Annotated in this window: 24 protein-coding genes; all 24 read left to right on the forward strand. The window is 40.6% G+C overall.

The window, feature by feature from the left end; genetic code table 11:
* Window positions 1-4: 4 nt before the first annotated feature.
* Window positions 5-502 carry a UpxY family transcription antiterminator gene (locus tag ACEN82_RS20920; RefSeq protein WP_413321010.1) on the forward strand — a complete coding sequence of 166 codons (498 nt, stop codon included), beginning with the start codon at window positions 5-7 and terminating at the stop codon, window positions 500-502.
* A 160-nt stretch (window positions 503-662) separates the two neighbouring features.
* Complete coding sequence (gene asnB, locus ACEN82_RS20925) at window positions 663-2,450, forward strand: asparagine synthase (glutamine-hydrolyzing) (protein ID WP_413321011.1); 1,788 nt, start codon at window positions 663-665, stop codon at window positions 2,448-2,450.
* Window positions 2,440-3,561 carry a glycosyltransferase family 4 protein gene (locus tag ACEN82_RS20930; protein WP_413321012.1) on the forward strand — a complete coding sequence of 374 codons (1,122 nt, stop codon included), beginning with the start codon at window positions 2,440-2,442 and terminating at the stop codon, window positions 3,559-3,561. The genes asnB and ACEN82_RS20930 overlap by 11 nt, the downstream gene beginning before the upstream one ends.
* A complete protein-coding gene (locus ACEN82_RS20935; RefSeq protein WP_413321013.1) occupies window positions 3,554-4,417 on the forward strand; it encodes an ABC transporter permease in 864 nt (287 codons plus the stop codon). Before ACEN82_RS20930 ends, ACEN82_RS20935 begins: the two co-directional genes overlap by 8 nt.
* Entirely contained in the window at window positions 4,418-5,683 is a 1,266-nt protein-coding gene (locus ACEN82_RS20940; protein ID WP_413321014.1) for an ABC transporter ATP-binding protein, read from the forward strand.
* A 93-nt stretch (window positions 5,684-5,776) separates the two neighbouring features.
* Window positions 5,777-6,307 carry a glycosyltransferase family protein gene (locus tag ACEN82_RS20945; protein ID WP_413321015.1) on the forward strand — a complete coding sequence of 177 codons (531 nt, stop codon included), beginning with the start codon at window positions 5,777-5,779 and terminating at the stop codon, window positions 6,305-6,307.
* Window positions 6,300-6,848 carry a hypothetical protein gene (locus ACEN82_RS20950; protein WP_413321016.1) on the forward strand — a complete coding sequence of 183 codons (549 nt, stop codon included), beginning with the start codon at window positions 6,300-6,302 and terminating at the stop codon, window positions 6,846-6,848. Before ACEN82_RS20945 ends, ACEN82_RS20950 begins: the two co-directional genes overlap by 8 nt.
* 21 nt (window positions 6,849-6,869) lie before the next feature.
* Window positions 6,870-7,787: a hypothetical protein gene (locus ACEN82_RS20955; RefSeq protein ID WP_413321017.1), complete on the forward strand. Its 918-nt coding sequence runs from the start codon at window positions 6,870-6,872 to the stop codon at window positions 7,785-7,787.
* On the forward strand, window positions 7,775-8,770 hold the full coding sequence (locus tag ACEN82_RS20960; protein WP_413321018.1) for an STELLO glycosyltransferase family protein: 996 nt from the start codon (window positions 7,775-7,777) through the stop codon (window positions 8,768-8,770). The genes ACEN82_RS20955 and ACEN82_RS20960 overlap by 13 nt, the downstream gene beginning before the upstream one ends.
* 54 nt (window positions 8,771-8,824) lie before the next feature.
* Window positions 8,825-9,847, forward strand: coding sequence for a glycosyltransferase family A protein (locus ACEN82_RS20965; protein ID WP_413321019.1), 1,023 nt, complete (start codon window positions 8,825-8,827; stop codon window positions 9,845-9,847).
* A gap of 4 nt (window positions 9,848-9,851) precedes the next feature.
* Window positions 9,852-10,760: a nucleotide-diphospho-sugar transferase gene (locus ACEN82_RS20970; protein WP_413321020.1), complete on the forward strand. Its 909-nt coding sequence runs from the start codon at window positions 9,852-9,854 to the stop codon at window positions 10,758-10,760.
* 395 nt (window positions 10,761-11,155) lie between these two features.
* Window positions 11,156-11,386 (forward strand): acyltransferase, encoded by a 231-nt coding sequence (locus ACEN82_RS20975; protein ID WP_375339187.1) that lies wholly within the window; start codon window positions 11,156-11,158, stop codon window positions 11,384-11,386.
* A complete protein-coding gene (locus ACEN82_RS20980; protein ID WP_413321021.1) occupies window positions 11,383-12,282 on the forward strand; it encodes an NAD-dependent epimerase/dehydratase family protein in 900 nt (299 codons plus the stop codon). Before ACEN82_RS20975 ends, ACEN82_RS20980 begins: the two co-directional genes overlap by 4 nt.
* On the forward strand, window positions 12,261-13,406 hold the full coding sequence (locus ACEN82_RS20985; protein WP_413321022.1) for a glycosyltransferase: 1,146 nt from the start codon (window positions 12,261-12,263) through the stop codon (window positions 13,404-13,406). Before ACEN82_RS20980 ends, ACEN82_RS20985 begins: the two co-directional genes overlap by 22 nt.
* An 8-nt stretch (window positions 13,407-13,414) precedes the next feature.
* Window positions 13,415-14,347 carry a glycosyltransferase family 2 protein gene (locus tag ACEN82_RS20990; RefSeq protein ID WP_413321023.1) on the forward strand — a complete coding sequence of 311 codons (933 nt, stop codon included), beginning with the start codon at window positions 13,415-13,417 and terminating at the stop codon, window positions 14,345-14,347.
* Window positions 14,344-15,495 (forward strand): glycosyltransferase family 9 protein, encoded by a 1,152-nt coding sequence (locus ACEN82_RS20995; protein WP_413321024.1) that lies wholly within the window; start codon window positions 14,344-14,346, stop codon window positions 15,493-15,495. Before ACEN82_RS20990 ends, ACEN82_RS20995 begins: the two co-directional genes overlap by 4 nt.
* A gap of 55 nt (window positions 15,496-15,550) precedes the next feature.
* On the forward strand, window positions 15,551-16,939 hold the full coding sequence (locus ACEN82_RS21000; protein WP_413321025.1) for an MBOAT family O-acyltransferase: 1,389 nt from the start codon (window positions 15,551-15,553) through the stop codon (window positions 16,937-16,939).
* Window positions 16,939-18,048 carry an alginate O-acetyltransferase AlgX-related protein gene (locus ACEN82_RS21005; protein ID WP_413321026.1) on the forward strand — a complete coding sequence of 370 codons (1,110 nt, stop codon included), beginning with the start codon at window positions 16,939-16,941 and terminating at the stop codon, window positions 18,046-18,048. The genes ACEN82_RS21000 and ACEN82_RS21005 overlap by 1 nt, the downstream gene beginning before the upstream one ends.
* A complete protein-coding gene (locus ACEN82_RS21010) occupies window positions 18,045-18,911 on the forward strand; it encodes a glycosyltransferase family 2 protein (RefSeq protein WP_413321027.1) in 867 nt (288 codons plus the stop codon). The genes ACEN82_RS21005 and ACEN82_RS21010 overlap by 4 nt, the downstream gene beginning before the upstream one ends.
* A gap of 37 nt (window positions 18,912-18,948) precedes the next feature.
* On the forward strand, window positions 18,949-19,890 hold the full coding sequence (locus tag ACEN82_RS21015; protein ID WP_413321028.1) for a glycosyltransferase family 9 protein: 942 nt from the start codon (window positions 18,949-18,951) through the stop codon (window positions 19,888-19,890).
* Entirely contained in the window at window positions 19,883-20,809 is a 927-nt protein-coding gene (locus ACEN82_RS21020; RefSeq protein WP_413321029.1) for a glycosyltransferase, read from the forward strand. Before ACEN82_RS21015 ends, ACEN82_RS21020 begins: the two co-directional genes overlap by 8 nt.
* Complete coding sequence (locus ACEN82_RS21025) at window positions 20,799-21,653, forward strand: hypothetical protein (RefSeq protein WP_413321030.1); 855 nt, start codon at window positions 20,799-20,801, stop codon at window positions 21,651-21,653. The genes ACEN82_RS21020 and ACEN82_RS21025 overlap by 11 nt, the downstream gene beginning before the upstream one ends.
* A gap of 102 nt (window positions 21,654-21,755) precedes the next feature.
* Entirely contained in the window at window positions 21,756-22,580 is an 825-nt protein-coding gene (locus ACEN82_RS21030) for a hypothetical protein (protein WP_413321031.1), read from the forward strand.
* Between the two features lie 120 nt (window positions 22,581-22,700).
* Window positions 22,701-23,516 carry a hypothetical protein gene (locus ACEN82_RS21035; protein WP_413321032.1) on the forward strand — a complete coding sequence of 272 codons (816 nt, stop codon included), beginning with the start codon at window positions 22,701-22,703 and terminating at the stop codon, window positions 23,514-23,516.

Genomic DNA, 23,516 nt, shown 5'->3' on the forward strand with positions numbered 1-23,516 from the left:
CAATATGGCAGTAAACAAATGGTATCCGGTTTACACCAACCCACGAGCCGAAAAAAAGGCATATGATGCATTAGTGAGCAAAGGCATTAATGTTTACCTGCCACTGCACCGTCAGCTTAAACAATGGAGCGACCGCAGAAAATGGGTTGAGGAACCATTGTTAAAATCATACCTGTTTGTAAATATTGCCGAACAAGAGCAGGCCGAAGTGTTAATGACCAAAGGTATTGCGCGGTTCCTTTATTTTTCGGGCAAGCCTGCAGTTATGCCTGATAAGCAGATCCATGAACTTAAATTACTCATGGCAAGTCCATATGAACTGGAGGTAACAGAGGAAGACCTGCAGCCGGGCGAGAAGGTTATCATCAGAGCAGGTGCACTAAAGGGCATGACAGGCGAAGTTGTATCACGCAGATCGCAAAAACAACTGATATTACGCCTGGAAAGTATTGGTTACTCCATTATCGTTAATGTTGCTGCATCGCTCATTGAGCGGTTTTAAAATAAAAGGAATTGTTTTGGACAACAGATAATATTTCATTATTTGCGCCGAAAATTCAATAAATAGACAGCTTGTGCCCTGCAACACAAGTAATTAATAACTAATTAGTTACAAGATATCAATGTAACTTACGGGGCGAAGCTATGAAATTTAATGAACAATGTGCCGTATAGCAGGAATCGTTTCTGAAAAAATATCCCAGAACGAGATCAGGAATAGGGTAAAATTAATGTGCCGCGCGTTACAGCATGGCGGGCCTGATGATGAGGGCATATTTGAAGATAAAAAAGCCTGCCTTGTTTTCGGTCACCGCAGGTTATCAATTATTGACCTCAGCAGCAACGGGCATCAGCCCATGGCAGATGTAGGTCAAAATGCATGGATCACCTTCAATGGCGAAATTTACAACTACCCTGAATTAAAACAGGAATTGCAAAGATTAGGAGCACAATTTAAGTCAGGCACTGATACCGAAGTTATACTCCAGGCCTATCTTAATTGGGGCACCGCGGCTTTTGCAAGGTTCAGAGGTATGTTTGCTTTTGCCTTGTATGATGTTGGCAAAGCCCTTACTTACCTTGTACGTGATACTACCGGTATAAAACCGCTATATTATTCGGCTGTAAACAGTGAGCTTCGTTTTGCATCTGAAGTACGGGCATTTAAACAATCGGGCCTAAATATCGAAAAAGATCCGGACTGGCCGGTAAGGCTACTGGCATTTGGCCATATTCCTGAACCCTATACCACATTAAAAAATGTATTCAGCTTGCCCAAAGGACATTTTTTATGCTGGGACCACAGGAGTGCGGGGTATACTTTAAGCAGATATCGCATTGATGGTTTGCAAGGCGTAATAACCGATAAAAACGAAGCCCATCGGCTAATCCAGAATGCACTTAGCTTGGGTGTGAAAAGGCAATTGATTGCCGATGCACCGATAGGTGTATTTTTAAGCGGGGGGATTGACTCGAGCCTGCTTACACTGCTGGCCAATCAGCAAAAAAAAGAGCAACTTAAAACCATTTCTATATTTTTTGATGAAAAAAGCTATGATGAACGCAGCTATCAAACCATCATCAACAATAAAATAGACGGTCAACACTTTTCACACCTGGTAAAACAATCAGATTTCGAAGCGTTTTTTTCGCAAATTATAAGCGCTATGGATATGCCCACCACCGATGGCATTAACAGCTGGTTTATAAGTAAATATGCCCATGACGATGGTTTGAAGGCCGTATTATCTGGTGTTGGTGCCGATGAACTTTTTGGAGGTTATCCCTCATTTAACCGCATAAAATATCTTGGCTATCTGCGAAAACAGCCATCATGGATGTTAAAAATATCCGGTCATCTTTTGCCTGATCATTATAAGAGATTGGCATTCCTCGCTGTTAACCACCCAGTAGCTGATTACCTGGCTTTGCGTGGATTGTTTTCATTGGCCGATGTTTCTGCTTTACTGGATACAAGCATAGATCATATTAATGATGTCTTGTTCGGCACAGCCATGTTGCCCGCACCACATGGCTATAATAACGAGCATGCCGAATGGTTTGAAACGCATTTCTATATGCAAAACCAACTGCTTAGGGACACCGACGTGATGAGCATGAACCATGGCCTTGAAGTCAGGGTCCCGTTTCTGGATGAAGATTTTACCCATGCAGCCCGGAATATCGCACCAGGCATCAGATTTAATAAACGCCAGCCGAAAAAACTTCTTATTGAAAGTTTCGACAACCTTATTCCGCCCGAAGTTTGGAACAGGCCTAAAATGGGCTTCACATTCCCCTTACAAAAATGGATGAAGGAGCACCAGCTAATTAGCGATACTGATAATTACAAAGGGAAAGCGGCACAAAATGCTATAAAACAGTTTAAAAACGACAGCATTCATTGGTCAAAGGCTTTTGCCTTGTACCAGGTTCAAAATGATGGCTAAAAATGTAATTCTTTTTACTTTACAAACATTTAGCACTACCGGCGGCATCCAGAAAATGACACGCACACTTGGTCATTCATTGCATTGTGCTGCCTTAAAAAACAATTGGAATTTTGAGCTTTGGTCGGCTTATGATAGGCAGGACGACCTAATGGCGCAATATTTACCTTCTGCAAATTTCAAAGGTTTTGGCATAAACCGGGCAGGTTTTGTTTTAGAAACCATTGGCCATTCCGCAAAGCCCCATGTTGCTATATTAAGCCATATTAACCTGGCTATCATTGGCCTGTTAATTAAATTGATCAATCCTAAATGCCGGTTATGGCTTGTAGCACACGGCATTGAGGTTTGGCGTCCGCTTTCGTTTTTAAAGCGCCTGATGCTTAAACACTGCGACAGCGTAATTTGTGTAAGTAATTATACTAAACAGCAAATGATAAAAAGGCATAACCTGAATGCAGATAAATGCATTGTCCTGAATAATGCCATTGACCCTTTTATGCGTTTGCCCAATATCTTCACGAAGCCACAAAAACTGTTGCGCAGTCATGGTTTAAACCACGATGATTTTATCATATTTTCGTTAACACGCATGGCATCTACCGAGCTATACAAAGGGTATGACCAGGTAATTAGTGCTCTGGGTAGCCTTAAGTCAAAATTCCCGCAAATAAAATATATACTTTCGGGCAAATATGATGAGCAGGAACACATCCGTATAAAAGAATTAATAGCGGCGCATGATGTAAGGGAACAGGTAATTTTAACCGGCTTTATTGATGAAGCCGAACTTACCGACTATTTCCTGCTGGCCGACCTGTTTGTTTTACCAAGCAAAAAGGAGGGCTTTGGCATTGTATTTATTGAAGCCCTTGCCTGCGGCTTACCCGTTATTTGTGGCAATGCCGATGGTAGTATTGACGCCATCCGGAACGGCGAACTGGGAGAAGCCATTGACCCGGACAACCTTACCGAACTTAACAAAGCAATAACAAAGCATTTGCAAAAACACTTAGCTGCTGATACCCGCAAAAGCTTACAGGAAAAATGTTTAAGCCATTTTAACGAGCGCGATTATATGACCAAACTTGAGCAGCTGATAAATGACTGATTTGCATCCTGAAAAATGGGACATCGAAATAAATGCGAAAGGCAGCTTGCTCGACCTTAAGCTTAAAGAGGTGTGGCATTACCGCGACTTGCTTGTGCTACTCGTTAGGCGCGATTTTATTTCCTTTTATAAGCAAACCATTTTGGGCCCGGTATGGTTTTTTATTCAGCCGGTTATTACTATCCTGTTTTATACCCTGATATTTGGCAATTTGGCCGGCATCCCGGTTGATGGCCTGCCCAAGCCCCTCTTTTACCTGGCCGGCACCATCATTTGGAACTATTTTGCCGATTGCCTGAACAAAACGTCAACTGTTTTTAAAGATAATGCCGGTATACTTGGCAAGGTATATTTTCCAAGACTTATTATGCCCTTAAGTATTGTGCTTTCAAACTTGATCCGTTTCGCGGTTCAGTTTCTACTTTTCATAATCCTGTACATCATATTTATCTTAAAGGGCGAACATATTGTTCCGAATATAGCAGCCCTGCTGCTGCCGCTACTTATTATAATGATAGCGTCGCTGGGTTTAGGCTTAGGTATGATCATATCGGCAGTTACCACAAAATACAGGGATATCGCGTTTATAGTAACCTTTGGCGTACCACTTTTGATGTACGCAACGACGGTTATATACCCTTTATCGGTAGCGCAGGCCAAATACCCCAAATACAGCTGGCTTATTAAATTTAATCCCATTACGGCAGTAATTGAAACAATTAGGTATGGTTTATTGGGGAAGGGCAGCTTTAGCTGGGAACTATTAAGCTATAGCATCATCAGCACTGTTTTGATACTGTTAATTGGTATAGTGATATTTAATAAGGTTGAAAAAACTTTTGTTGATACCGTATAAATGAGCAAGGCGATAAAAGTTGAAAACCTGTCAAAAGCCTACCAATTAGGCGATTTTGGCACAGGCACTATCTCGCGCGACCTGGAGCGCTTTTGGGCACGTCTGCGGGGTAAGGAAGATCCTTTTTTAAAAATAGGCGAAGTGAACGATCGTACCATCAAAGGCGAAAGTGATGTGGTATGGAGCTTGAACGATATTAATTTTGAAGTTGAACAGGGCGATGCTGTTGGCATTATAGGTCGCAACGGAGCAGGCAAAAGTACCCTGCTTAAAATTTTAAGCCGTGTTACCTCTCCTACTACCGGCTCAATAAAACTAAGAGGTCGGATAGCCAGTTTACTTGAAGTAGGCACAGGTTTCCACCCGGAACTGAGCGGGCGGGAAAATATTTATCTCAATGGTGCCATACTGGGGATGCGCAAGGCCGAGATCAAACAAAAGTTTGATGAGATCGTGAGCTTTTCGGGGGTTGAAAGATACATCGATACGCCGGTTAAGCGTTACTCGTCGGGAATGTATGTACGGTTGGCCTTTGCGGTGGCCGCACACCTTGAAAGCGAAATTTTGATAGTAGATGAAGTACTGGCAGTTGGCGATGCCGAGTTTCAGAAAAAATGCCTCGGTAAAATGGGACAGGTGAGCAAAAGCGAAGGGCGCACGGTTTTGTTTGTAAGCCACAACATGGCTGCCGTTAAAACATTATGTAACCGGGGCATTGTGCTTGCCAACGGACAGCTGATATATGAAAACCGCCAGCTTGAAGCCGTTAGCTTTTATCAAACCAATAATAATACCCGGTCAACATTTGAGCATCATGGTGATCTAAGCTCAGCGCCGGGAAATGAAAATATAAGGGTGCTTAAATTTATCATCCGTCCGCTTACGGGCGACAGTGTTTCCATTTCGACAGGTGTTAGCTTTGAGATAATCTTTTTTAATCAAAAGGCAGGCATTAACCTCGATGCCACATTTGAGTTAAAAAACAGCGATGAGATTCCTGTATTTCATAATGGCGTACTTATATCAACCAATAACGATTCAAAAACCGGCTTGTATACGGTTAAGTGTACTATCCCGCCAAACCTGTTGAATGCCGGTAATTATTCATTCAAGTTAATTTTCGGTGAAAATCAGCGCTACCTGTTATTCGGTGCTGATGACTTTATCGGGTTTGAGGTTGAAAATGAAAGCAAGGGGAGTAACAGTGCTTTAGCTCCGGGAGTTATTCATCCTAAACTTGACTTTAACGTTAGTTACCAGGCATAAAAGCATATATAAGCCCCGCATATCATACAATTGCCCAAATTGTTAAACGACGGAGGTAACGTTCATAGAAGAAAACAACTCCCCTCCTTTGCAATGCGTAAAATTTTAATTGTAAATGGCCATCTGGTTATAGGCGGTGCCGAAAAGCTCGTCTATGAATTGGCTGTTTTCGCCCGGAAAAATAACATTGCCCCAACCGTTCTTATAATTGATAACTACATCAGGGAATACTACGATCCGATATTTAAGCAAAAGAAAATAAAAGTAGTACGAACCAGGCTCAGCGCCATACGAAACTTCAGGGCTCCTTTAAAAATGCTAAGGTCAATGTACTGGTCGCTTAGGTTAAAATATTTTGCCAATAGTGTATATGATAGTGTCCATGTCATCGGTTTGCATAACATTTACAGGGCAAAAGATTTCATTAATCATAGTAACCGGTTTTATTGGCATGTAACCAATGCAGCACAAGGTGCTTACAACTATCCCGAAAGCTACTTCGATAATCCCAATGATACGCTGGTTTGCATCAATCAATACCAGGAAAATGAACTCGACAGCCATTACGGGAATGATGTATTTAAATGCAAAAGGGTTTTATTCCCGCTTTTTTTGAATGATTAATTTAAACGTCGTATCACGCATCTCTGATGATAAGAATTATTTTCCCGATCTGTTAGAAACATTGCACTTGTTAAAAAATAACGGGATCACTGATGTTCATATACTATTTATAGGTACCGTATATAGCCCGAAAGTTTACCAAAACATTCTTGATACGGCCAGCCGTCTTAATGTCTCTTCAAACATCGCGTTTACAGAAAGGTCTATCCCGATGAATGAACTAAATGACGAAATAAAAAGCGGATATTTTATCAACTTCACAATTGGTGAATTTACCGGCTACTCAGGTCTGGAAAGTATCAAAAACGGATTTAAGACAATTTTTTATAACGTTGATAAGTCGCTTAAAAATGAGCACAATGACTTAATCACCTACTGTCACACGCTTGAAGAACTAACGGCCCTGATTATAAATATCAGCCGGGAGCAGGCTCTTATAAACAAAGAAATTACAGCTTGTAACCATGATATGCTTAACAGGTTTGTACTAAACAGTACCAAGAAGCAGCAATTGCTTTCTATGATGTTGCCAAAACATTAATTATTAAACACATTAGCTCAAATGAGTAAGGTTGCCCTGATAATTATTTACAACCACCAGTACAATAAAAACATACCTGTTTTAGAAAAAATTTATCATAATAGATTTACCAACATCTACCATTTGGTTCCTTTTTATACCGGCGATTTATCCAATGTAATTTCTGTTTATGAAAACTCATTCTACTTTCAGGGATATGTTACCCAGAGCTTGGGTTCTTTTTTTGACGATAAATATGATCACTATTTTTTCGTTGCAGATGATCTGCTGTTGAACCCCGCAATAAATGAGAACAACTATGCGGGCTTTTTTAAACTAAAAGCCGGCACATGTTTCATCCCTGAGCTTATCAACCTGCATGAAACCGACCTAAACAAGCGTTGGGAAAGGGTGGCCGATGGCTTTAATTATAACATAGAATTGAGTGGAGTTGAAGCGAAAAGCTTTCTTCCCGATTACAACACCGCTTTAGCTACATTCAATAAGTTTGGCTTATCGGTAGGGCCTTTGAATTTCAGGCAAATTTGGGACGCCCCAAAAACACTGAAAGACTGGTTTACAATGCCACTACGGGAAGTATTGCGCTATTTAAAAAACCTGATCACTAAACAACAACACCATCTTCGGTATCCTGTGGTTGGTGGTTATTCAGATGTGTTTATTATAAGTGCCGATACCATCAAACAATTTAGTCATTATTGCGGCATAACAGCCGTAACAAAATTGTTTGTAGAGGTTGGTTTGCCTACCTCGTTAGTATTATCAGCAAAAGAAATCGTTACCGAAACAGACCTTAACTTAAAAGGTTTCCCGTTGTGGACAGCTCAAGACTATACCATACTCGATAAATACAACAATAGCCTTACCGATCTTGTAAATAATTTCCCGGAAAATTTACTTTACATCCATCCCATTAAACTTTCTAAATGGAAAGCCTAAAAAAAGCAATTGTAATAACATCAATATTTGAACCAACAGAGGCCGTCGTTTCTTTTTCAAAACTGTCCGATTATCACCTGATAGTAGTTGGCGACAAAAAATCGCCCCAAAATTGGCACTGTGATAATGTTGAATATCTTTCTGTCGACCGGCAGGAAACATTACCATATCAATTATCAAAAGTGCTGCCCTTTAACCATTATTGCCGTAAAATGCTCGGTTACCTGGCGGCCATCGGGCAAAAAGCAGCATATATAATTGATACCGATGATGACAATTACCCAAAAGAGAATTGGGACTTTCCGGTATTTGAGAGTGAATTTGACATGATAGACGGCCCTGCAGGATTTGTTAATATTTACCAATACTATACAAAACAAAAAATATGGCCCCGCGGGCTCCCGCTCGACCTTATCAATACCGATTTTCAGATTGAAAAATTTACTTCAAGACAGAATTGTAACGTTGGAATCTGGCAGGGCTTAGCTGATGAAGACCCGGATGTAGACGCGATTTACCGCTTAACAGATAATACCCCCTGCTATTTTGATGACAAGCCACCCATTGTTTTAAACCGTGGAACGGTTTGTCCGTTTAACACTCAAAATACCATAATACGGAAAGAGTTATTTGCGTTGCTTTATCTTCCAACATATGTAACATTCCGCTTTACGGATATTCTTCGTGGTTTAGTGGCACAGCCAATTATGTGGCTTTATGGTTATCAGCTTGGTTTTATCAATGCCACGGTTGTGCAAAAAAGAAACCTGCATAATTATATGGATGATTTCACATCAGAGATACCCATGTACCAGCATTGTAGTAAAATAGTGGATTTAATAACTACTGTTATATCTGCGGATAATACAGTTGAGGTTAATCTGCTGAATGCATATAAAGCATTGTTAGAAAATAATATAGTTTGCGAAAAGGAAATAATTACACTGGAAAGATGGCTCGCAGACATCACATCGCTCCAATAAAACAATCAAGTCGGGAAAAAGCCGAGCAGTCATATATTTTACCCCATCAATAATTTGAGTCCCGGTATATCTGTCATAGTTTGCTGTTACAATAGCAGCAAACGGCTTCCCTTAACCATTAAACACCTGGCCTTACAACAAGCAGCTGTTAAGTGGGAAGTTATTATCGTTGATAACGCCTCAACAGATGGGACAGCTACCACAGCTGCGGCCGAATGGGAGAAATACAAGTTGACCAATGTTCCGTTCAGCGTTTTGAATCAACCGATTACAGGATTAAGCCATGCGCGAGACATGGGCTTGAGCTATGCCCGGTATGAATACCTTCTTTTTTGCGATGATGACAATTGGCTTTTCGACGATTATATTGAGCGTGCCTTTAAAATCATGAACTGTGATAGCCAAATTGGTGTATTAGGGGGATGTGGAGTTATAGAAGCTGAACAACCAGCCCTAATTTCTGAAGATCTACTGAAATTCACCACGGTTTGGGGCCCTCAAATATGGGCAGCCGATAGCCATTGGGTTTATGGTGCCGGGGCTGTTTACCGGAAAAGTATCCTGCTTGAACTGAAGAACGCCAATTGGAGGCAGGTAACAACCGGCCGGATAGGTAAAAAACTGCTTTCGGGCGAGGATGTTGAGATTTGCCTGATGAATTATTTGATGGGCTATAAGATCATCGCCGATGATAACCTAAAGTTTAAACACTTTGTTCCCCATCAAAGGCAAAATATCAACTATATATTAAAGGTTGCATTTTGGTTAAATTACAGCAGCGTTTTGCTCAATGGCTATTTTGCACTGGTTAATGATAATAAACGGCCTATCGAACAGATCATAAATCACGATCTGCTTTCCGCAGCAAAATCCTTAATCAAGTTAACGGTTAACTTGTTTTATCAAAAGGTTATCAGATTTCGGCCTGTAAGCGTCGAACAAAAAATCTCATACTACCAAAAATCTGGCCAGCTCAAATCGCTGTTAACTAACAGGCAACTCATAAAAAACCAGTACCAGCATATAAAACAATTATTAAAAATTGTAAAAACAGCCCAGGCTTTCACAAGCTATTAAGCTTATGGGATATTCCGTACCGATACTTTTTTTAATATTTAACCGCCCGGCTTTTACAGAAATGGTTTTTGAAGCTATAGCTGAAATTAAACCTAAATACCTTTTTATAGCTGCCGACGGACCAAGACCTGATAAACCCGATGACATCGACCTATGCGCTAAAACACGTTCGGTAATTGAGCGCATAAACTGGGATTGTGAAGTTAAAACATTATTAAGGGATAAAAACCTCGGCTGCAAATCGGCAGTTAGCGAAGCCATCAACTGGTTTTTTGAAAATGTTAACGAAGGCATCATTTTAGAAGACGACTGCCTGCCCGATAGAACATTTTTCCCCTTTTGCGAGGAGCTGTTGACAAAATACCGTTTTGACGACAGGGTAATGTCAATATCAGGTTCAAATTTACTAACCGATGGCTGGAAAAAAGATGCCCAGTCATATCATTGGGGGCATGGCGGTATCTGGGGTTGGGCAACCTGGAAACGTGCCTGGAGCCTTTATGATATAGAAATGAAAGACTGGCCCAAGCAGCAAACAAAGGATAGGGTTGAAGCGCAGCTGGGTACTACCGACTGGTACAATAGTTATTACGGCATGTTTGAATCATCCTTTAACAAATCATTAAATACCTGGGATATTCAATGGTTCTATAGCATTCTGATCAACGGTGGCATGGCCGTTAATCCTTGCGTAAATCTTGTAAAGAATATAGGCTACGGAAATGGGACACATACGCATTCGGCAGATGATGCTATTACCGATCTACCATTGGGCACAATGATATTCCCGCTAAAACATCCTAAAAAAATGCTTCTGGATGTCGCTTATTTAAAACAGGTTTATGCCCGGCTTAACAAAAAATACAAAAGTTCTGTTATACGCAGGGCGCTTAAATTTTTTAAGATAGCATAATGAAACAATCCATAAAACGGTTATTGCTTGGCCTTTTTGAAAAAATAAACCTTGTCCATTTAATTTACCTGCTTAATGAAAAACAGGCAAAACGCAACATTCAATTAAGCATTACCGATCTCGGGGCCACTTTTTATCCGGAGGCGGTGGTTTCGAACTCGCTCGACAAATCAAGAATAGTGGTTGGCAAAGGAACCCATATCCGGGGAATGCTCAATATATTTAAGTACGGCGGTAAGATTGTGATTGGCGAAAACTGCTACATTGGCGATCACACCAGGATCTGGTCGGGCGAAAGTATAACCATTGGTAATTTTGTGCAAATCTCACATAATGTAAATATTATGGACACAAATGCGCATGAGCTTGAAGCCATTGAAAGGGCCGAACGGTGGATGGACCTGGTACACAACGGGCACTGGGCCGATAAAGGCAATGTACACACTGCACCGATAATAATTGATGACTATGCCTGGATCAGCCTGAACGCTGTAATTTTAAAAGGCGTTACCATTGGCAAAGGCGCAATCGTAGCAGCAGGAGCAGTGGTTACTAAAAATGTTGAACCATTTACCATGGTTGCCGGCAACCCGGCACAATTCATAAAAGCATTACCACAGCAATGAAAATACTTGTCATAGGCTCCAAAGGATTTATCGGTTCGGCCTGTTACAGCTATTTTAAAAATCAGCCAGGTTATGAAGTGTATGGCGCTGATGTAATGGTAGAATATGACGATCCCAACTACTTTTTAATTGATGCCACCAATGCCGATTTTAAGAAGGTATTTCATGAGCAACAGTTCAATTGGTGTATTAACTGTGCAGGGGCTGCGTCAGTGCCCGAATCATTCAATAACCCTGAGCGCGATTACCTGCTAAACGTTCATCACCTCGTGAGCATCCTCAATGCCATAAAAGAAGGTAATAGCAATTGCAGGCTCATCCAATTGTCAAGCGCGGCAGTTTACGGTAATCCGCAAATGCTACCTATTGCAGAATCTCATGCGCTTAATCCGCTCTCACCCTATGGTGTACATAAAAAACAAGCCGAAGAGCTTTGCCAGCTATATCACGATCATTTTAGCTTAAATGTTCATATCTTCCGTGTGTTTTCCGCATATGGAGCCGGTTTGAAAAAGCAGTTGTTTTGGGACCTTTACAAAAAATCGCAGGCTCAAACAAATATCACATTGTTCGGTACCGGTAACGAAACACGCGAATTTATTCATGTTACCGATATTGTAAACGCCATGAACCTGTTTATCAATGCCGACAAGCCCGGGTTCAGTATTACAAACATTGCTAATAATAACACCATCACTATAACAACAGCAGCCGAAACTTTTTTGAAATATATAGGCTTTAGCGGCGGCTTGTCATTTACAGGCACCAACCGCGTTGGCGATCCGTTATACTGGCAAGCCGATAACAGCCTGCTAATTAGCCTGGGCTACCAACAAAAAGTAAATTTTGACGATGGTATTAATACCTATTGTAAATGGCTAAAAGGAAAAGAATAGGACTAAGCTACACCTACAACGAAAACTGGATAGGCGGTACTTACTATATCGAAAACCTGGTAAATGCGTTAAACGCCCTTAATGATGAGGAAAAGCCGCATATTGTTTTACTTACCGATAGTTACGAAAGTTTTTGGACCGCGCAGCAAAAATTCAATTATCCTTATATCAGCTTTCAGTTGGGTTCGGGCGAAGCAAACAAAGGTTTCCAATTACTAAACAGGATAACAAACCGGCTGTTTAAAATCCGTCTGTTTAGCCAGAAAATTAAAGCCCTTGACGCTGTTTTTCCTTATTATAAAAGTGAGCAACAATCGGCTGCTAAAAAGAAAATATATTGGGTAGCTGATTTCCAGGAACATTTTGCCCCTGAATTTTTCAGTGAAGATGATATTGCCTCGCGCCTGCAAAACCAGCAGGAAATTCAAGCCTCGGCCGGGCATTTAATTGTGAGCAGCAATACCGCGCTTGGACATTTCAAATCTATTTTCCCTAAGCATACAGTTGAGGTAAGCGTTCTGCCTTTCGCGGTAGCACATCCTCCGTATCAGGATATCAACATCAAATTACTGCTTGAAAAATATCAGTTACCCGCACGTTATTTTATCTGCCCTAACCAGTTCTGGAAACATAAAAATCAGCTGGTAGTTCTAAAAGCAGTTAAAGAACTAAAGGCGGAAGGCATTGAAATTACCGTAGCTTTTACCGGTAATACCAACGACTACCGAAACCCACATTATTTTACAGAGATGAAAGCGTTTGTTGAAGACAATAACATCGGCAACAACGTTAAGTTCCTGGGTTTTATTGACCGGCGTGATCAGCTTCAAGTGATGAATAATGCCATTGCCATTATACAGCCATCATTGTTTGAAGGCTGGAGCACTGTTGTGGAGGATGCTAAGCTAATGAATAAATTTTTACTGGTTTCAGATATTGAGATCCACAGGGAGCAGTTGGTTAACAGTTCGGCACGCTTTTTTGATCCATATAATGTTAACCAGTTAGCGCAACTGCTTCAGCAGTTCAGTGAATATCAAAGCCCTCCCCTGCTCTTTGAAAATAACACTTATCATGAATGTGTTGAAAAATTTGGCCGAACATTTCTTCGGATAATTGACTGAACAAAAACATGAACCTTCCGGATCTTCAGTCTTACCGTTCAAACTTTATCAATAAAGGCGTTCAATTGCCCCTGCCCATAGTAGCCGGTACCGAAAATGGACTATTGTACCAGTTGCCCCCACCTCCGTTCGGCAAAGCCGGCTGGCCCTGGGATGAGCAGGTTGCACAAACGGTTTATGATAATAAAATAAACTGGCCTAAGCTTACCATCGTAACCCCATCATATAACCAGGCCGGTTTTCTGGAGCAAACCATCAGGGCTGTGCTTTTGCAAAATTATCCCAACCTGGAGTACATCATCATCGATGGTGGCAGTACCGATCAATCCAAACAGATTATTGAAAAATACGCCCCATGGCTTAGCTATTATCAAAGCGAAAAAGATAATGGCCAAAGCAATGCCATTAATCAGGGGTTCAGTCTTTCATCGGGCCGGTACCACGCCTGGATCAATAGTGATGATTACTATCTTAAAGGCGTTTTCCATAAGGTGTTAAATAAATTCATGAGCACCAATGCAGATTTTATATACGGTTACGGGAACGACTACAATGTTGTGTCCGGCAAAACAACCACAACGCGGGTATTGCCTTTTATTGATTATTTTATCAAGATTCCGAGCCTTGTGCAGCCCTCCACTTTTTGGAGCGCCGCCATTCATGAACCCGTTTGGGAGGAGCTTCATTGCTCCCTTGATTTTGAATTATGGCTCAGGCTGGTAAAAGGACACAGCAGGGCATTAATCAAAGAGCCACTTTCCGTTGCCAACGTGCATGACCAGGCCAAAACTCATTCGCCAAAAATGAAGGCGCAATGGGAGGCCGATCATCAGAAAATATGGGGAACAGATGCTCACGGCACTGTTTATGAATGGAAGAAAATTGTTTTTTTAAACAGGATCAGGATCAAATTATATAAGGTATTTGGATATTACTCATGATGTTACTAAAAAGAAGTACAAACAAGATCCTGAGGATCTTATTCCGTTTCTTTAAAGAAACGTCCCTTCCTTTTAAAAGTAACCGGATTTTAATTGTAAGACTTGATGCTCTTGGCGATTACATTCTTTTCAGAAACTATATAAGATGTATCAAACACGCACCAAAATTTAAAGGCTATAAACTGACGCTCCTTGGGAATATAGGATTTAAAGATATAGCCGAGGCATATGATAAAAATGTCATCGATGAATTTATCTGGATAACGCCATCAATAATTTATGATATAAACAAAAAAATAAGGTTATCATTAGCCATTAAAAAAAAGGCATTTGATATCTTAATCAATCCGGTTCATTCAAGAGTATTGCACACTGATGAGTTTATATCCCAACTTGGAGCCAAACAAAAGATTTGCAGCAGCGGGGATGATACTAATATGGAATCATTAGAAGAATTAAAACGCTCTTATAAATTTTATGACAGTATTATAGATGTTCCCGGAACTGATTATTTTGAATACCTGAGAAATCACAAATTTATTGAAACCCTTACAGGTCAGAGAATTGATACCTTATTAAATTTGCCAACCGAAAGTAAGTCAACCAAAAAAAGGGCTTTGCAATTGGTAATATTTCCCGGTGCGGGCCAGGAGTATAGAAGGTGGGGAACAAACTTATTTGCAACAGCAATTGATTCCATAATGGCAAATTCAACATTTAAAGTTACGGTTACAATTGCGGGCTCATCTGCAGATTCATGCCTGGCTACGGAAATAATATCACAATCAAAAAACAAAGAAAAAATTGAGGATAAAACCGGCAAAACTAATCTTGTCGAATTAATTGAACTTATCAACAATGCAGATTTACTAATTTCAAATGATACCAGTGCTATACATATTGCTGCAGGTACACAAACCACCGCAATTTGTATCTCCAATGGCAACCATTTCGGTCGTTTTGTCCCCTATCCCTTAACCATTGCAAACAATATATACACGTTTTATCCTTCTGAAGAGTTTAACAATAAAGATAATTATGCGTTACTCAACGATTTATACAAGCGCGGCTCCAACCTGAATATCAACAATGTCGATCCTATAATTATCAGTAATAAGGCAATATCAATTCTTAATAATGCAAGCTAAACCAGGCGCTGACGTCAAAATTATTGTAAACTAAATTATATATCTGCTTTTTTAAATGCTTTTTAACTCCCTGTTGTTCCTTGTATTTTTTGTAATTGTAACCATTACATATTACCTGCTGCCACATAAATTAAGATGGATGTGGCTTTTAGCCGCAAGCAGCTATTTTTACATGTACTTTAAGCCGGTATACATCCTCATCATTCTGTTTACCATTATTGTTGATTATTGTGCCGGTATCCTGATAGAAAAAGCCACAGGCAAAACCCGCAGGTTTTATCTCATTTTAAGCCTGATCACCAATATTGGTGTACTGGCCTTTTATAAATATTTCAACTTTTTGGCCGCGAACCTGAATTTGCTATCTGACACATTCCATGGCCCGCAATTACCATTGCTTGATTTTATATTGCCTATTGGCTTATCGTTCCATACATTCCAGGCTATGAGCTACACCATTGAGGTTTACCGGGGCAATCAACCCGCCGAGCGTCACTTTGGCCTTTATGCCTTGTATGTAATGTTTTACCCGCAAATGGTAGCAGGCCCAATTGAACGGCCCCAGCATATTTTGCCCCAGTTACACCGGGTGAACAATTTCCGAAGCAGTAACTTGATAACTGGTTTATTTTTTATGGCGATGGGCCTGTTTAAAAAAGTGGTGATTGCCGATAGACTGGGCCTTTACGTCGACCCTGTTTTCAATAATCCGCATGGTCATTCGGCACTTGAACTGCTCGTAGCTACCTATTTTTTTGCATTCCAGATCTATTGCGACTTTAGCGGGTATTCGGATATCGCGGTTGGCACGGCCCTCGTTTTGGGTATCGAGCTAATGCAGAATTTTAACTTGCCCTATCTTGCCTCCAATGTTTCTGATTTTTGGAAACGCTGGCATATCTCACTTTCCACCTGGTTTCGTGATTATTTGTATATCCCGTTGGGGGGCAGCAAGATTAATTTCCGGGTAACCTGCATTAACCTGCTTATTGTATTTATGATAAGCGGTCTGTGGCATGGCGCCAACTGGAAATATCTTGTTTGGGGCCTGATTCATGGTTTGCTGCTCGTTGCTTACCAGTTATTCAACAAGTACGGTATCGGGATCAAAGGCTTTACCTTCCTGAAATGGCTTTTCACTTTTAACCTGGTTTCTCTTGCCTGGGTGTTTTTCAGGGCAGCTACAGTATCCGATGCTTTTTATATTTTAAGTAAAATATTGGCCGGTAAAGGATTTACCTATTCGGCCGGTAATTTGATGTCTGTCCCTGAACTTTGGTATTGTGCCTTTATTATCATTATCCTGCTTTTAGGCGAACATTATTTGCGAAAAGCGAAAGGTTATTCAAACACAACAAAGGCGGTCATTATAGGCGGGCTTATCCTTGCCTGTTACTTTTTAGGGATCTTTAACGAAGCTCAGTTTATTTATTTCCAGTTTTAATGCGTAAGGTTACCAGTTTATTCATATTGCTCATTAGTGTTGCGTTGCTGCTTAGTTCCATGAACCGGTCATTCATCAATAAATTATATTTTGACAAATATTTCAGCCACATTTATTCCAAAACAACAAAGGAAACCAACTGGTATAAAGCCTTTTTTTCCTATTCGGACAAGTGGCGCTATGGCGATCTTTACGGCATGTCAAATCTGCCTCAATACAAATTTGAACTCGAACTTTTTAAACACTACAACCCCAAACCCGGCAGGCAAAACACCAATAGGGTATTATATATTATAGGCGACAGCTTTTTGGCAGATAAAATACTTTACGGCGCTTTTGACGCATTTGATAATGTAATTTTCCTTGATCGTCGTTTTGCCTTCGGTCCAATTAAACTGGATAGTACCAAACAAAACTATCTCATAATGGAATTTGCCGAGCGTAACCTGGTCACCTATGATATCAGCAAAACAGATGAAACAAGGTGGACAAGTAATGAAATTAAAAATGGCCTGAATTTTAGTAATGCCCCCCGGTTGGGTAACCAACCGCCGGCAGCATCTATTTTTGAACGGGTAGGCAATATCATCTTTAATAAGGCACTAAGCCGCAATCTTGAACTAATTCTTTTTGATAATAAACTGGCAACCTCTTTCAAAGAGGCCAAAGCATCACTCAACTATAAACTTTTTAATCGCGTAGCCAAAGAGGTAACGGAGAGTACTGATAAAAAAAGGCTTTTTTATAATACTACCGTCGATACCGCCAGTTTACAGTCAGCATTTAGGCCTAAAACCAGGGCCGCTTTAGATTCTATAGTCCGCAAATTGGATATTGCACGCGATTATTATCGGGCTATTGGCTTTAAAAAGGTTTTCCTTTCAGTGATCCCAAATGCAGTTTCAATCTATGACGATAAACGGATGCCTTATAATCATCTGTTAGAAAGAGTTGAGCAAAAAACTGATCTTCCTGTAATACCACTATACAAAACTTTCAAAGCCGAGAAGCGCAATCTATTCTACCGCAGTGACACACACTGGAACCCGCAGGGCTTGGATACCTGGGTAAATGAAGCGGACAAGGTATTAACATCAAACCTCAATTGAAGCCATTTTTTTCCATCATCATGCCGTTGTATAATTGTGAGGGCACCTTACAGCAGGCATTAGATAGCATCAATTGCCAGGCTTTTAAAAACTACGAACTGGTTTTGGTTGATGGTGGTTCAAATGATGATACACAGTATATCATCAGTAATTTAAAAAAAACAGGTAAGGTTGGTATCCAGTTCATTTCTGAACCCGACAAGGGCATTTATGATGCTATGAACAAAGGAATTGATATGGCGAGCGGTCAATGGCTTTATTTTATGGGTGGCGATGATACTTTCAACAGCTCCGCAGTGTTGGATCAGGTTTATCAGGCCATCCAAAATGAACCTGCTGATCTTATATATGGTAATGTAACAGGCGCTACATCAAAGACGAAATATACGGATGATACTATTGATAAAGTATTATCACGCGGTATCCATCACCAGGGCATTTTTTATAAACGCGGGATATTTAATTACACCGGTAAATACAACATAAAGTTTAAGGTAGCTGCTGACTACCATTTAACATTGAAAGTATTTTGTAACCCCGTATTTAAAACCAAATACATCCATCTGGATATCGCGTGTTTTGGCGAGGCTGGTTTAAGCTCATCAACTTATGACTATCGTTTTTTCAGTTATCATTATAAGTTTCTGTCAACACATAAAGCCCTCGGCAATATCAATGATAAAGCCACATGTTTGCAGCAATCAATTTACTGCTGCCTGTGGCTGGCGAAGGAAAAACAAAGCATAACTTTTGCTTGGTTCAATATTTTATACTACATAACTGGGTTAAACGGGCTGAGCATTCCATTCAGGTTTAAAACCTTTTTAAGAATGATGTACTGGAGTATGAAAAAGATAAGATGATAATACGCTTAGCTGTTGGAAGCCTCAAAGCAATATTTTGAAAAACCGAATTAAAACTATAAAATCAACGCTGTTTTACTTTTATAAATACGGTATACCATCCTATATCATTGCTTTTGGCGAATCGCTGGGCGATAATCTGCTGCTCACTGTATTAAGCCGGGAGCTCTACGGGCGCAGACATAAAAATATTTGGGTAAAAAGTAACCAACAACAACTCTTTGAGCATAATCCGAATATCAAACTTATTTTACCTTTTGGGGCATTATTATCGGTTATGCTTCTTAAAGCCTTCAACGTAAAAACTGTTTTTCCAAAATACACAGTTTATCATCCCGAAACCGACGGCGACGAAATACCCGAAAAGCATATCATTTTAAAAATGGCCGATGATTTACAGCTTAAAGGTAAAATAGATCTTAAGCCCGTTTTAATTTTAACTGCTAATGAGCTGAAAGCCGCGCAATGGGCAAAAAACCATATCGTAATAACAACATCCGGCTCAGCAGCATTGTTCCCGATGGGTAATAAAGAATGGGACATTAAAAAATATCAACAGGTTGTTGATCTGCTTTGCCAAACCCACAAATTCATCCAGTTAGGCTCTCAAACAGATGCGCCGCTGAAAAACGTTATCGATCTGCGCGGGAAAACTACTATCCGGCAAACAGCAGCCATATTAAGTAATGCAGCCCTTTTGGTATCGCATGTAGGGTTTATGATGCATTTGGCACGCGCAGTCGACTGCCGGTCGGTAATCATATATGGTGGGCGTGAAAGGCCAGACCAATCGGGGTATATCAGTTTTAAAAATGTATATTCTGCGGTTGAATGCTCACCATGCTGGTTACATAATACCTGCCGTTACGATAAAAAGTGCATGCAAATGATTTTACCTGGCACAGTTGAGGCGGCTGTAATAGAACAGTTGGCTTTAATTAACGAACCTTTACCTGCCGATATCTTATATAATGGCTAAATTAAGCGTAATCATCCCTACTTATAACCCGGATACAGCAAGATTACAGCAAACGCTTTCGGCCTTAAAAAGCCAATCACTGCCTGCCAACCAATGGGAGTTAATCATTATCGACAATAATTCATCTAACAATTTCCGGCAGCAGCTTAATTTAAGCTGGCACCCTGCCGTTCAAATTATAGATGAAACAAAGCAAGGTTTAACCTATGCCCGGCTTAAGGGTTTCAATGAATCAACGGGCGATATTATAGTAATGGTTGATGATGATAATATGATTGAAGACGGCTATCTTGAAAAAGCCCTTAGTATATTTGGCCAAAATCCCAAATTGGGCGCTATAGGTGGTAAATCAATCCCATTGTTTGAAACTAACCCTCCCGAATGGCTGTGGGAGTTTTACGGAAGCCTGGCCCTGCGCGACCTTGGCGATACCCCCTTAACAGCGGCATGGAATAATCAATATCCAACAGCTGCGCCCATAGGTGCAGGGATGGCTATAAAACGCGAAGCGCTATCATCCTATTTGGAAAAAATAACACAGGGCAAAAACAACATCAGCGATAGGTTGGGTAACTCCTTAAGCTCCGGCGGCGATAACGATATTGTGCTCGAGATCCTTAAAGGCGGCTGGCAGGTTGGTTATTTCCCTCAGCTCATACTACAACATATTATTCCTGCTCAACGCATGCACGCAGGTTACCTCGCACGTTTGCTTAACAATACCAATAAATCGTGGGTGCAGCTACTGCAAAGCCACGGTATAAACCCATGGCAACAAATCACAAAATCGGGCGCTACATTACGGAAAGCTAAAGCCTGGTTTACCTACAAAGCATGGAAAAACGCTGCGGCATATATAAAATGGCAGGGCGCCTGCGGTATATATGACGGCCTTATAAAGAACAACCATGCTCAATAAAATAAGCAATTCACTGGCTTATCGCTTACCATTACTTTACAGGAGCTTACTTAAATATAAGCCCCTTGTTGTAGGGCAGCCCAAAGCATCATCGGCTTATACTGTACTTATGATGACAGGCAAAAGCATCATAGATATGACGCGCCTGGCCGTATATTCTATTGCAAAATATTGGGAAGAGATTCCTAAACTGATCATCGCATCCGACGGATCGTTATCTCCGGAAGAAATCAAAAGTAAATTTAAGTTTTGGCCGGGTGAGCTTATTGTTAACCACTGGCAACAAAGCGCGGTATATCATCAGGGCAAAAACAGGATCAATCTTTTAAACTATGCCGAGGGCCATGTGCTTGGCAAAAAATTGGCTGTGATACTTCACCAGGCCGAGATCCAACCTGTAATATGGATAGACAGTGACATACTTTTTTACAAGGATTTTAAAAAATATATTCCCCAACATAACGGGTTTGTTTGCGGCGGAAGCCAGGAGGGACACTCAACTTATGATGACCGCGTTTTGAATTTCTACGGTAATAACCTCTATAATACTTATACCTTCAGTTCGGGCTTATTAATTATTTATGGACCCAGAATTTACGAAGACTTTCGGCTGGAGGAATTATTGTTTCACGTAAGTAACTATGTGCATTATTTTACCGAACAAACTATTTTTGCTCATATAGCAAGTTCATCAATTGGAATACCCTGGACAACAAAGATTATAAAAAACGATCACCAGGATAGCCAACAGATTAAGCCTATGAAAAAAAAAGGCATCGTGGGCAGGCATTATACTGCAAACGTCCGACATTTATTCTGGCGCGACTCGTTATTTAATTTATAGATTTCCTTGTTACAACAAGTCATTAATTTTTTATATCGCAATCCGCGTTCACAATTACAAAAATTCAGGCGCTTTGGTGGCTATTTCAATTACCGAAACATAATGAACGGGCGTAGGGAGATGGAACAGCGTTCGCTTGAGTTGCCCCCGGTAGTTTCACATACTAATGGGTTGCCGATTTACTTTTTAACAGGTAAAAACTACCTGTACCAAACGCTTTACTGCATCCAATCGTTAATTAAGTCAACTGCTGCGCAATTTAAATTCGTATTGGTTGATGACGGCAGCTTTAACGCTGCGCTGATGGAAAGGGTAGCAAAACAGCTGCCCGGCGCACAGGTAATTACAGTGAAGCAAATCGGTGAAAACCTGCAAAACACATTGCCCGAAGCACGTTATCCGTACCTGCATAAAAAAAGAGCAGTATATCCTCACATTAAAAAACTAACAGATGTGCACACCATCCCAGGCGATGACTGGAAACTGGTACTGGATTCGGACATGCTTTTTTGGCACGAACCCAGGGAGATAATCACCTGGCTTTGCGCCCCGCAACAACCTTTGCACATGATTGATTGTACAGAAGCTTATGGATATTCTCGGCAATTAATGGAACAACTGACCGGAGCACCTGTAAAACCGTTGCTTAATGTGGGGGCTATCGGTTTAAAAAGCGAAGCTATTGATTGGGACAAGCTGGAAAACTGGGTTAAAACACTGGAGGAGCAGGAAGGAACTTCTTATTATTTAGAGCAGGCGTTATCGGCCATGATGATAGCCGACACTGATGCTGCTGTTTTAAAAGCCGGAGATTATATTGTTAACCCCGGCCCGGATCAGATAAAAAACAAAACAGGCATTCTTCATCACTATGTCGACCTTTCAAAAGAAGGTTATTTTAAACAAGCCTGGAAACATTTTTTATAGCCCGTGTCATTAGGTAAAATAGCATACAAGTATTTTTTTAAACCAACCTTTTCTATAAGGTATCATATCAGTCATTTTGGGCTAAAGGGTTGGCTGAACATGCAGCGGGGCGAGCAGCAAATGAAAAAAGCAGCGCTGAAGTTATCCCCGGTAACATTATCTTCGGATTATAAATTGGAGGTAAGTTATCTTACAGGTGCTAAATACTGGCACCAAACTATTTTTTGCGCCTATTCCCTTGCCAGGTTATTGAAAGGCCATGTACGCATCAATGTTTATTCAGACGGCACTTTAAGCCCGGAACTAAGCGGATTTATCATCAAGGCGCTCCCTAATGTCAATATCATTAGCACTAAAGACCTAAGCACACAAATTGACGAAGTATTGCCTGAAAAGGATTTTCCGCTGCTAAGGGCCTTACGCGAAGAGAATGCATTTTTCAGGAAACTGGTAGATATGCGCACCAACAATCGTTATATCATACAGTTGGATAGCGATATGCTGTTTTTTAATGAGCCGAAAGAACTGATCGACGCTTACAGAAATAATGAAAACTACTTTATGCAGGATACCATACCTGCTTCTTATTATGTTTTACCAGAGGATGTTATCAGCAAGGACCTGAACATTTCCATGTGCAAAAAGATCAACAGTGGCATTCTTGCCTACAATTCATCAAAAATAGATTGGCATTTTGTTGAACGTACCTGTGCATACCTTATGAAAAATGTACAGAATGTTCACCCCCCCATGTTTGAGCAAACATTAAACGCAATAATTATATCCTGGCTGGAGGGGAAGCCTTTAAACCAGCCGTACCGGATACTTTACGCCGATAAAAACGAAAAAACAAATTCGTCTGATATTGTTCGTCATTATATCTTCAAGGCTAAACTGCCTTATTTTACTACCGAGTGGAGACAAGTAATCCGATAG

Source organism: Mucilaginibacter sp. Mucisp73, from assembly GCF_059491465.1.